This is a genomic window from Bradyrhizobium sp. Rc2d, assembly GCF_900099855.1.
In the GTDB taxonomy this organism is placed as follows: domain Bacteria; phylum Pseudomonadota; class Alphaproteobacteria; order Rhizobiales; family Xanthobacteraceae; genus Bradyrhizobium.
In genome coordinates, this window is record NZ_FNCU01000001.1 from 484,177 (window position 1) to 495,954 (window position 11,778).

The window sequence follows — 11,778 nt, forward strand, 5'->3', positions numbered from 1 at the left end:
CCATGGAATTACCCCTGCTGCATCTCGCCCTGGTGGGCACGCCAAACAGCGGCAAGACTTCGCTGTTCAATGCCCTGACCGGCAGCCGGCAGAAGGTCGCGAACTATCCGGGCGTCACCGTCGAGCGCAAGGAAGGCTTCTTCGTCACCCCGCTCGGCCGCCAGGTCTCCGTGGTCGACCTGCCCGGCACCTATTCGCTGCGCGGCCGCAGCCCGGACGAGGAGATCACCCGCGACTTCGTGCTCGGCAAGGCCTCCGGCGAGACGGTGCCCGATCTCGTGCTGTGCGTGGCCGACTCGACCAATCTGCGCCTGACCATCCGCCTGCTGCTCGAACTCAAGCGCACGGGACGGCCGATGATCCTCGTGCTCAACATGTTCGACATCGCGACGCGTCGCGGCATCGATGTGGACGTGGAGCGGCTCGCCAAGGAGCTCGGCGTGCCCGTGGTCACCTCGATCGCGGTGCGCAAGGGCGGCACGGCCGATCTGCTGGCTCTGACCGACGAGATTGCGGCAAAACTCGCCGCCGAACCGCAGGAGAACAACTGGCGCGCGCTCAGCGTCTCCGAGTTGCGCGCCACCCAGCGCGAGGCCGACCGCATCATTACCGATTGCGTCAGCCTGCCTGCTAGCCCCGACACCTGGACCGCCCGGATCGATGCGATCGTGCTGCATCCCGTCGGCGGCCTCATCGTGCTCGCGCTGATCCTGTTCGTGATGTTCCAGGCGGTGTTCGCCTGGGCGCAGCCGCTGATGGAGCTGCTCAACTCCGGCTTCGATGCGCTGGGCGAGCTCGTGCACAACACCCTCCCCGCCGGCCTGCTCCAGAGCTTCCTTCAGAACGGCGTTATCTCGGGCGTCGGCAGCGTCATCGTGTTCCTGCCGCAGATCATCATCATCTTCCTGTTCATCCTGCTGCTGGAAGATTTCGGCTACATGGCGCGCGCCGCGTTCCTGATGGACCGCATCATGGGCGGCGCCGGCCTGCACGGCCGCGCCTTCATTCCGCTGTTGTCGAGCTTTGCCTGCGCCATTCCCGGCATCATGGCAACGCGCGTCATCGACAACAAGCGCGACCGGTTGACCACGATCCTGATCGCGCCGCTGATGACCTGCTCGGCGCGTATTCCGGTCTACACGCTGATCATCTCCGCCTTCATTCCGGCCAGGGACGTCTGGGGCTTCATCAACCTGCAAGGCCTCGTGATGTTCGGCCTCTATGCGGCCGGCATCACCAGCGCGCTTGTGGTCTCGTTCCTGATCAAATTCTTCATGCTGCGCGACTATGCGCCGGCGCCGTTCATGCTGGAGCTGCCGGACTACAAGATGCCCCGGCTGAAATCGATCGCGATCGGCATCTACACCCGCGCCAAGATGTTCCTGCAGCGCGCCGGCACCACGATCTTCTCGATGATGGTGCTGATCTGGTTCCTGGCTTCGTTCCCGCAGCCGCCGGCGGGCGCCACGGAGCCGGCGATCGACTTCAGCCTGGCGGCGATGATCGGCAAGGCGCTCGCGCCGCTGCTCGCGCCCGTCGGCTTCAACTGGCAGATCGCGGTCGCGCTGATCCCCGGCATGGCGGCGCGCGAGGTCGCGGTCGCAGCGCTCGGCACCGTCTATGCGATCGAGGGCGGCAAGGAGGCGGCCGAGCAGATCGGCCAGGTGCTGGCGACGAAATGGTCGCTCGCGACCGCCCTGGCGATGCTGGCCTGGTACATCTTCGCCCCGCAATGCGCCTCGACGCTGGCGGTGATCCGGCGCGAGACCGGAAGCTGGACGTGGATGGCCGTGACCTTCACCTACATGCTGGTGCTGGCCTATGCGGCGAGCCTCGTGACCTACAATGTCGCGGTCGCGCTGGGCGCGGGCTAAAGCGTCTCCCAAAACAAAAACTGCGAAAACAACCCCATGCACAGTAGAGGGGGTCGCAAAATCAATGGCTTACGCGTGTGCGAACGTCATCGGTCCGTCGATGGGGCAACTGGGCCGAAATTCGGAAAATCAGTTGACCCGTCGGGCAAAACACCGGCATGATGGCATCGTGGAAAGAAAGGCAAGATGCGCCCTCGGCGCCATGCTTCCGATCCCTTCGGAACTGCGACCGCATTGATCTCGGTCAATGGTCCACCTCATCGGCCTGTCACGCTTTCTCGTCGTCCTGCAAAGGGAGAGAGCACATGACTGGACATGCCAAGCTGATCGGACTGTTCGTCACCGCCGCGCTGTTCACGGCAGCGCCTCTGTCGTTGCGCACCTCGCCGGTGGATGCGCTCGCGGTGTCCGTTGAGACCGCCGAGGCCCGCGTCGGGCGCCCGCTCACGCCCGGAAGCGTTGCAGGCGTCAATCGCAGGGTCCATCGGCGCGCCTACTATGGTGCAGCAGCGGCCGGAGCTGCAGCCTATGGTGCCTATGGCTATCGCCGGGCTTGTGGATATTACCCCTATCCGCCCTGCTATTGAGACGCGTGCGAGGCTCGTCGGATCGACGAATCTCGCGCCGGTTCGAGGGCCCGCAGGTCGTTGAGCCAGATCAATACCGGACCCATCTGCGGCAGCAGCGTCGAGGCCTGACCGCGAAGGACGGACCATGCATTCGCTGCTCAAGGAAATCCGGCACAGCCCGCTTCTGTGGATGCTGGTCGTCGTGCCGGTGGTGATCGCGCTCGAGCACATCATGCCGGACGCGCATACGCTGCTGTTCGTGCTGGCCGTGATCGCCATCGTGCCGCTCGCGAGCCTGCTCAGCCACGCAACGGAGGCTGTGGCCGAGAAGACCGGTGATGCAGTCGGGGGGTTGTTGAATGCCACGCTTGGCAATCTCACGGAGCTCATCATCGCCGTCACGGCGTTGCAGGCCGGGCAATACATGCTGGTCAAAGCCTCGATCGCGGGTGCGATCGTGACCAACTCGCTCTTCATGCTGGGCGCATCGCTGTTTCTGGGCGGACTGAGGCATCGCATGCAGGAGTACAACCGGGCGGGCGGCAGGCTTCATTCCGCGCTACTGCTGATGGCCACGATCGCCCTGCTATCCCCTTCGGCCGTGGCCGACCTCAACTTTCCCGGACACGAGGCGACGGTGCAGCGCTTGAGCGTCGCCTTGGCGGTCCTGCTGATCGCGGCCTACGGTCTCAGCCTGCTGTTCTCGCTGAAGACGCACAAGGAGCTGTTTGCGAGCAGCGACCATGGCGAGGGCGGCGGACCGGCGCTACCGGTTGCGGTCGCCGTTCCGACACTGGGGATTGTCACGGTGCTGGTTGCGCTCGTGAGCGAGATTTTCGTCGAGTCGGTGCAGAAGGCTGCGGAAACGCTCGGCATGACCCCCGCATTCGTCGGATTCATCGTGGTTGCCCTGGTCGGCGCTGCGGCCGAAATGGCAGTGGCGTTTTCCGCGGCACGCCGGAACCGGCTCGACATGAGCGTGAGCATCGCGCTCGGAAGCGCATCCCAGATCGCCTTGTTCGTCGCACCCGTTCTCGTGCTGCTGAGCTATTTCGTCGGCCCGCAGCCCATGGACCTTCAATTCTGGCCGGGAGCCGTGACCATGGTCATGATCGCCGCCGTGGTGACGAGCTTCATCACCAACGGCGGACAATCGGCCTGGTTCGTCGGTGCGCTCCTGCTCTGCATCTACGCGATCTTCGCGATGACGCTCTACATGGTCCCACCCGGCTCGCACGGCCCGGTCTAGGCTACGGCCGCTTCCACCCATCATTGCGAGGAGTCCTTGCAACGAAGCAATGAAGGCCATCTCCGCGGAAACAGCCTGGACCGCTTCGCTGGGCTCGCAATGACGGAGTGTAGGACGCCGTCATCGCCCCCTGGCGACTAACGCGCCGACCGGCTGCGAGCCGGTTGACCTGTCAGGGCAAAACACCGGCATGATGGCATCGTCGAGAGATTGCCAGGACAATCAAAGGGAGGCGGCACGGAGCGGCCTCCGGTCTCGTTTCCCTATCGGGAAACATACATGATGCCGTCACCTCACTCGACAGAACGCCGCGTTTGATTGGGTCGACGGCCCCGGCGCAATCCAGCGGCTGCTACGCTCCGCTATGATCGACCATGTCCAGGATCAAGCATTGCGAGCCAACGGGTCCGCGCGCAGCGCGGCCCGATGACGGGCTCCGCGAAGCAATCCAGACTGCCGCCGCGGGAAGATTCTGGATTGCTTCGCTGCGCTCGCAATGACGGCGTGGAAGCAGCCACTACGGACGCGACGGTCGAGCCTTACCTGAAATAGCCCAGCACGAGATCGACATCCGCGCTGCGTGCCACCGTGCCGTTCAGCTCGGCGTCGATGACGCGGCGGCAGGCTTCGATCGCGGCGTGGTCGCCGAGGTCGTTGGCGGCTTCCAGCACGAGCCAGGCGACGTCGACCGACGCCTTGTCCGGCGCACCGCCGCCGAGATCGGCGGCCGGCGCCTTGTTGATCTTCTTGCGAACCGCGGTGCCGAATTGAGGCAACATTGCAGATACTCCCTTGTCCTCAGTGTACCTGTCAGTGAACTTGGAGCTCGGGCTGACGGCCCGCATCGGCACCCGCGCTGTTCTTGCGCGACTGGTAGAACTTCAAGATGCTGCGCGAGGTCTCGATCTTGAGGCGGCCGTACTCACGCTCATTGTCCTGGAGCTCGCGCGCCGTGATCAGATGATCCTTGGCGCCGAGGAACAGCAGCGACATGGTCGTGTCCCAGGAGAAATCGAGCGCCTTGCACAGCACCAGGATCATCTCGCGGTTGCGGTCCATCAGCGCGCGCTCGATCACGTCGACCGGCAGCGCCGACAGCAGCGACAGGCCGATCTGCACCTCGTCGAAGCGGTGCTGGCGCGCATAGTTCGAGATCGAATCCTGGTTGAGGTTGCCCTGGCGGTACTGCGTCGTCACCACGCGCTTGGCGACGAAATAGCTGCGCGAGGACGGACCGAACTTGGACTGAAGGTCGCCGGTGACCTCGGTCACCGAGCTCTGGATCTGCGCCATCATCTCGGGCCGCTCGGTCTCGAGACGGCGGCGAACGTCCTCCGAGGCCTTCGCGATCAGCTGCTGGAAGATGTGGCGCGGTACGTCCTTGCGCAGGCCAAGCTGCTCGGCGAGGATCGAATCGCCCTCGGCGCGGCGCACCATGTGCAACAGGCCCGAGCCGGAGAAGCGCGCGCCCTCGTTTTTCGCGACTGAGGTCACGACCTCCTGGTTGCCGCGCTTGACCAGCACGTCGGTCACGGCCTCGCCGATCGATTGGCGCTGGGCGATCGCGAGCAGATGCGCCTGGCCCTTTGTCATGGCGCTCTCGACCAGCATCTTCTCGTCGATACGCGTGGAATCGCGCAGAATGGGACCGGCGACCTCGATCTCGTCGTCGAGCGCGAGCTTTGCGATCACGTTGAACGGGGCGTGGTCGCACGCCGACATCACTTCCGAGAGCTGTACCCGCGCAGCGACCTCGATTTCGTCGGCGAGCCGCCCGATGACCTCGCCGAACGTGCTGATCTCGTCATCGCTGTAGCGGCCGGTGATCAGGATGTCGGTCGCATGCCACAATGCCTTCGCCCGGCTTTCGTCGGTGCCGCGCGCGATCGCGTCGTCCAGATCCTGTAGAAGCGTCTTCGCCCCGTTCATCTCGATAACCCCAGTTCTTGGTAGCCCTTCGGCGAGCTGTCCCGCCGCTCGTGGCAGGACGCCGAATTCCTCAGGAACCGACGCTAGAGACAAAACGCGAGAATTCAGTAAAATCGGCAAATCAGTTTTGCCGACCAAAATTCATTCAAATGCGCGGGAATGGGTTTACCGGCGCGGAAGGTCTCGCTTCACCTCTCCCGGAGGGAGAGGTCGGATCGCATCGAAAGATGCGATCCGGGTGAGGGGTTACAGTCTCACCGAATGCTGCGGCCCCTCACCCGGATTGCACTGGACGATGCTTCGCATCGCCAAGTGCAATCCGACCTCTCCCCGCTGGGGAGAGGTGAAGACCGAGCCTGCGGCGAGCACCGTCTCACGGATTCTGCGGCGTCAGCACCAGCGGCGGTTTCGGCTTGGGCTTGGCGGGCGGCGGGCCCGGGGCGGGCTTCACGTCGATCGGCGGCGGCAACGGGGCAAGCTGCTGGCTTGCGAGCGGCGGGCTCGGCGCGGCGGGGGCGGCGTGCGGGGCTTTCGGCGTCGGTGGTCCCTTTGACTTTGCCGGCGCGCGGCGCGGATCCGGCCCCGGCAGCGGCACATTGGCCGGCGCCTGCTCCGGCGCGGCATCGGGAGAGACCAGCGTCGGCAGCGCGGCGGTGGCGGGCGGCGGCTCGCCGCGCTCGATCGCATCGAGCCGGCGGGTCTCGCGATCGATCGTGCGCACCGCGAGCCACGAGGACAGCGGCGCGAGATCGACGGTGCGGCTCAGCTTGTCGGGGGGACCTGCCGCGAACAGCTGGATCTCCGGCGGGGCGCCGGAGAGCCCGGTCATGATCGGCGTCAGACTGGCGCGGATGTCGGCCTGATCGGCGGGAATGTCGTAGCCGCCGGAGACGATGGCGCGGGCGTTCTTCGCTTCCAGCGGCGTCGCGCCGACGCGCAGCCGCCCATCGCGGATCGTGAACGGGATCTGCGCCGAGGCCACCGCGATCGGGCCTGCCGACAGCGCGGGCTCGACCAGCTGCCGCAGCCTGTTGTCGTCGCTGACCTGGCCGCCGTCGCTGGCGCGGATGGCGATCTCGAACGCGCGGGGATTGAGGCCGGCAATCTCGGCGGCGTCGAGCGTCACGGTGCCGTTGCCGGCGAGCGCGCCGGTCAGCGCCGAGACGCTGCGGCCCTGGCTGGTCAGCGCCATCTGCACCGAGGCGCGTCCCTTCGGCAGCGCGAGGTCGCGGTAGCGCAGCGTCGCCGCATCGACATTGCTGAGATCGATGCGCGCATTCAACGCCAGGCCATTGGCGCCGTTGCGCGCATCGAGACTTGCCGACATCTCGCCGCCGCCGATGCCGCCCTTGAGCGCATCGAGCGCGAGCGACTGGCCGTCGCCGCGGATCGTGCCCGCGAAGGGGCGCAGCTCGATGCCGCCGGGCAGCGTTCCGCGCAGCGCCTGGAAGGCGATGCGGCCGCGCCAGCCACCGATGAGCCCCGCATTCAGCGGCTCGCCGGCATCATGTCCGGCCGCGCCGATCGCCATCGCGAGCGTCGGCGCAAGATCGAGCGAATCGAGGCCCACCTCGCCATCGACACTCCTTTCCTGATCCAGCGTCACCGCAAGATGACCGCGCAGATGCGAGCCTGAAACGGTGCTGTCGAGATCGTCGAAGATCAGCCGATTGCCGGACAGGCCAACGCGCGCGGACAGGCTGACGCTCTGCGCTGATTTGCCGGCGGAGCTGGTTCCGAACAGCGGCGCCAGATTGGCATTGCGAACGCGCAGGTTCGCACTGCCCTTCGATGCCGACCAGTCAAAATTGCCTTGCGCATCCGCGTCCAGCCCGCCGCCACTGAGCTTAGCGCTCAATTGCAGCGGCTTCAGCCAGGTGCCAGTCAGCTTGCCTTCGAACTGCGAAGCGCCCTCACCTGCGGCCACGATGCGATCCAGACCGAGCAGCGCCAACAGCGCGCCGGCCTGCGGCGTCGATACTTTCGAATCGAGTGTGAAGTCGCTGTTGCGCAGGCGGTCGATGTCGATGCCGTTGACGGCGGCCACCTGCGTTTGCGCGGCCAGCGTCGCGGTCGCCTTGAGCTGCGGCGCGTCGAGATCGAACACAACGCGGGCGTTGCTGCGATCGGCATGCTCGTCGTTCTTGTCGAGGCTGAGATCGAGCTTCAAGCGCGTCGCACCTGGCAATGCCGGCATGGCATCGAAGCGCGCACGCACCGCGGGCGCAAACGGCTCGATCAGCGCGGTCAGTTCGCGCAGCGAATTCGCTGATGACTTCAGCGCGAGCTTGCCGGTGGCATTCTTGCGATCAAAACTGCCGCTCGCCTCCGTGGTCACGCCGCTGGCCTGGCCGAACCGCAACTGCTCCAGCGACAGCGACGCCGGGCCATAGCCCAGTTTTGCCATGAACGGCCGCAGCTCCTGGCCGGCGGAGATCGCGCGGCCGATATCGAGCGAGAGCTTTGCCTCCTCCGGCCATTCACCCTGCGGCCCGGCAAGCGCGCGCACAAAGCTTGCGGCGGCGTCGAGGTCGAGACGGTCGGCCTTGAGCTCGACGTCGATCCGCGAGCCCTTGCTCGCACCGGTCTGGACAAAGGCAATACGGCCCTCCACCGCGCCGCCCTCGATCTCGGCCTTCAGCCTGTCGATGGCGAGATGGTTGGCGGCAATCGTCACGTCGCCCGCAAGGCGCAGCGGCCGCGTGCTGCGGCGGTTGATCTCGCTGCGGCCCTGAAGCCAGGCCACCAGTGTGTCAGGATCAGATGACTCGACGCTGAGGCGGCCGCTAAAGCTGTCGGCGCCGGGAGCAGCACCATTGAGCGAGAGCTGCGTCATGCCGGGCGCGCGCAGCTCGAGCCGCTGGAAGGTCCAGGATCGTCCGTCAGTCTGAAGCTCGGCGGCGATGTTCTGGAGCGGACGGCCGCCGAGCATGATCTGGTCGGAGTTGAATTCGATCTGCGCCGGGATCGGCGCCTGCGGGATCGCGGCCAGCCCTGCGCGCAGCGCCGGCAGGACGCGCTGCGGATCGGCATCGTCCTTGGCAGCATCCTTGGCCGTCAGCTTGTCGGCATCGACCTGCCGCGCCGAGAGCACCGCGCGCAGCAGCGGCGAGGCACCGAATTTGAGGTCGCCGACGCCGCCGAGCTTCAGCGCGGCGTCCTCAACGCCGAAGCTGGCCTCGATCTGGTCGAATTTGGCGCCGGCCGGATCGGCCTTGAGTTTCGTCGTGAGCTTCCAGGGGGTCGGCCCCGCCTCGCCTGCTTTCTTTGTCGCGGGCACGGCGAGCGTCAGCGCGCCGTCGAATTTCGGCAGGCGGTTGTCGAAGGCGAGCACGCCTTCGAGATCGGCGAGGATGGCGCGCTCGCCCGGATCGATGTTGAGGTGGAGACGCGTGGCGTTGCCGTCGGCGGTCGGGCCGGAGGAGATGCGGAACGGGTAGCGCACCCCATTGGCGGTGAAACGGCCGTCGCCGCGCACCGAGCCCGCGAGCGAGCGCACGTCGCCGGAAAAGGCGATGTCGCTCAGCTCCAGCGTCGAGCGGCTGGCGGCATCGTGCAGGGCGATGCGGCCGGTGAGATTGAGCCGCTCGATGGCGAGCGAGGCGAGATTGAAGGCGCCGCTCGCAGTGGACGGCAAATCGACCCGCCCGCGCGCGTCCAGGCCGAGATCGACCGCCATGCCGCCGACCGAAAGCTCGGTGGCACGCCATTCACCGCGCATGAGGGGGCCCAGGCTGAACTCGACGTCGAGCTTGTCGGCGCGCAGCCGGCCGAGATCGTTGTTGCCGCCGAAGGTGACCGAACGCAGCCGCAGCGTCGGCGCCGGCAACAGCCGCGCGTCGAGCGCGCCCGCCACCCGCACCGGAACGCCGATGATCCGGCTGGCCTCCGCCTCGAACTGGGGCCTGAACTGGTTCCAGTCGATGAAGTAAGGCCCGATCAGCGCGGCCAAAAGCGCAATGATGAAGGCAATCGCCAATCCGAGCAGCGTCGTCTGCACGGGTCTCCCCTCGGCCAAAACGGCGCCCGGACCAGACCTTGCCGTGGGAAGGCTTCAGGCGGGCCGGAACAGCCCCTTATATAGGGGGAAGTGTGGCGAAGTCACAGCGACTGTTGCGCGCGGAGGTTAACGCCCCCGTCTCACCAGCTCGCCGGCAGCCGCGTCAGGCCGCGCAGCACGAAGGTCGGCCGCCACTGCGGGTTTACGACGTCGTCGATGCGCAAATCCGGCAGCCGGCGGAGCAGCGTGGCGATGGCGATCTCAGCCTCGATGCGCGCCAATTGGGCCCCCAGGCAGAAATGGATGCCGCCGCCGAACGACAGCGGCTTCACATTCTGGCGGGTGACGTCCAGCCGGTCGGGCCGGTCAGGATAGACCGCCGGATCGCGGTTGGCCGAGCCGAGCAGGCAGAGCACGGTCTCGCCCTTGGGGATCTTCACGCCGCCGAGATCGTCGATGTCCTCGAGCGCGACACGCCCGGTCATCTGCACCGAGGAATCGTAGCGCAGGAATTCCTCGATCGCGCCCACCATCAGCTCGGGCCGCGCCTTCAGCAGCGCAAGCTGGTCCGGATTGCGGTGGAGCGCCAGGAGGCCGTTGCCGATCAAATTGACGGTGGTCTCGTGGCCGGCGCCGAACAAGAGGATGATGTTGGCGGTCAGCTCCTCATTGGTGAGCTTGTTGCCGTCCTCCTCGGCCTGCACGAGCTGGGTGATGAGATCGTCGCCGGGACTGTGGCGGCGCAGCTCGAACAGCTGCTGGAAGTACATCTGGGCCATCAGGTTGCCGGCGTTGCCTTGGCTGATCTCCTCCGGCGAGAGCGGCACCGGGTCGAGCAGACGCCCGCCGTCGCGCGAGCTCTTGTAGAAGGTCTCGCGGTGCTCCTCGGGGATGCCGAGCATGTCGCAGATGATGGTGACGGGCAGGCGGAACGCGAAATCCTCGATCAGGTCCATGTGGCCGCGATCGATCACGGCGTCGATGGTCTGGTCGACGATTTCCTGGATGCGCGGGCGCATGTCCTCGACGCGGCGGGCGGTGAAGGCTTTCACGACGAGGCCGCGCAGGCGGGTGTGGTCGGGCGGATCGGCCTGCAGCATCCAGTGGCTCATGCTGCGGAACACCGGCTCGTCCATAATCTTTTCGCTATAGCGGCGCTTGGAGCGCTCGACGAAATCCTTGCCGAAACGCCTGTCGCGCAGCACGAGGCTGACCTCGGCGTGGCGGCTGGTGACGAACTGGCCGAACGGCGTCACGTGGATCGGATCCATCGTGCGCAGCCGGTCGTAATGCGGATAGGGATCGCGGATGAAGTCCGGCGACAGCGGGTTGAACAACGGATCGCCGTTCGCGCCTTGTACCTGCTCGTTCATGGTGACCTCAATCGGTTGCCGCATGATACGAATACGCAAGGCTACCCGACAGCCCGGCGTAACCATCCCTTGGAATTATCAACTCGATACATTGTTGTATCGAGTTGCATTCTGCCCTAAGCTGCCGGGATGTCAAGGGTGAGAACCAGGCCGACCAGGGACGATACGCGCGACAGGCTGTTCGAGGCGGCCGCGCGCGTCTTCGAGGAAGACGGCATCGGCGGCGCCAGCATCGAGGCGATCGCGGCCGCGGCGGGCTTCACCCGCGGCGCGTTCTATTCCAACTTCAAGAGCAAGGAGGAATTGATCATCGCCATGCTCGAGGACCATGTCGAGCAGTCGATCCGCCGCAACCTGGACATCCTCGCGCAGCACGACAATCTCGACGATTTCATCGCGGCACTGAAGACGATGGACCGCAGCAGGCAGGATCCGCTCGGCCGCTCGCCGCTGCTGCACATGGAGATGATCCTGTTCGTCGCGCGCGCCGAGAAGCGCCGCCCGGAACTTGCAAAACGCCTGCGCGCGCGGCGCAAGCTGATCGCCGACATCGTCGAGGCGACGTTGAAGAGCAACGGGCGCAATGACAGTCTGAACCCGCCCTGGATGGCCTCCGTCGTGCTCGCGCTCGAAGACGGTTTTCGCCTGCACCGGCTGATCGATCCGGAGACGACGCCGGCCGACAGCTTTCTGCGCGCGATCACGGATTTGCGGCGGAGAACGGGGTTGGCGGCGGGCTGAAAGCGGCTGGAGAGTTGTAGTGCCATTTTCATCGCTGGCGTGC

At 66.0% G+C, this 11,778-nt stretch carries 8 protein-coding genes; 4 read left to right on the plus strand and 4 right to left on the minus strand.

The features are described from left to right. The first annotated feature begins 2 nt into the window (after nucleotides 1-2). From feoB to cax, 3 genes are all read left to right on the plus strand, one after another. Nucleotides 3-1,874, plus strand: coding sequence for a ferrous iron transporter B (gene feoB / locus BLV07_RS02240; protein ID WP_091879053.1), 1,872 nt, complete (start codon nucleotides 3-5; stop codon nucleotides 1,872-1,874). A 305-nt stretch (nucleotides 1,875-2,179) separates the two neighbouring features. After that, nucleotides 2,180-2,461, plus strand: coding sequence for a hypothetical protein (locus tag BLV07_RS02245; RefSeq protein WP_091879055.1), 282 nt, complete (start codon nucleotides 2,180-2,182; stop codon nucleotides 2,459-2,461). 127 nt (nucleotides 2,462-2,588) lie between these two features. Continuing rightward, complete coding sequence (gene cax, locus BLV07_RS02250) at nucleotides 2,589-3,692, plus strand: calcium/proton exchanger (protein WP_091879057.1); 1,104 nt, start codon at nucleotides 2,589-2,591, stop codon at nucleotides 3,690-3,692. A 539-nt stretch (nucleotides 3,693-4,231) separates the two neighbouring features. Here the strand turns inward: cax and BLV07_RS02255 are convergent. The 4 genes from BLV07_RS02255 to BLV07_RS02270 all read right to left on the minus strand — a co-directional run bounded on the left by BLV07_RS02255 (nucleotide 4,232) and on the right by BLV07_RS02270 (nucleotide 10,994). Continuing rightward, a complete protein-coding gene (locus BLV07_RS02255) occupies nucleotides 4,232-4,471 on the minus strand; it encodes a hypothetical protein (protein ID WP_091879060.1) in 240 nt (79 codons plus the stop codon). Nucleotides 4,472-4,502: 31 nt separating this feature from the next. Further along, nucleotides 4,503-5,621, minus strand: a complete 1,119-nt coding sequence (locus BLV07_RS02260) for a DUF2336 domain-containing protein (RefSeq protein ID WP_176945292.1) — start codon at nucleotides 5,619-5,621, stop codon at nucleotides 4,503-4,505. Between the two features lie 373 nt (nucleotides 5,622-5,994). Beyond that, entirely contained in the window at nucleotides 5,995-9,621 is a 3,627-nt protein-coding gene (locus BLV07_RS02265) for an AsmA family protein (RefSeq protein ID WP_091879066.1), read from the minus strand. A gap of 140 nt (nucleotides 9,622-9,761) precedes the next feature. After that, entirely contained in the window at nucleotides 9,762-10,994 is a 1,233-nt protein-coding gene (locus tag BLV07_RS02270; RefSeq protein ID WP_176945293.1) for a cytochrome P450, read from the minus strand. A 129-nt stretch (nucleotides 10,995-11,123) separates the two neighbouring features. Between BLV07_RS02270 and BLV07_RS02275 the strand changes: the two genes are divergently transcribed. Beyond that, nucleotides 11,124-11,735 (plus strand): TetR/AcrR family transcriptional regulator, encoded by a 612-nt coding sequence (locus tag BLV07_RS02275; protein WP_091879072.1) that lies wholly within the window; start codon nucleotides 11,124-11,126, stop codon nucleotides 11,733-11,735. Nucleotides 11,736-11,778 lie beyond the last annotated feature (43 nt).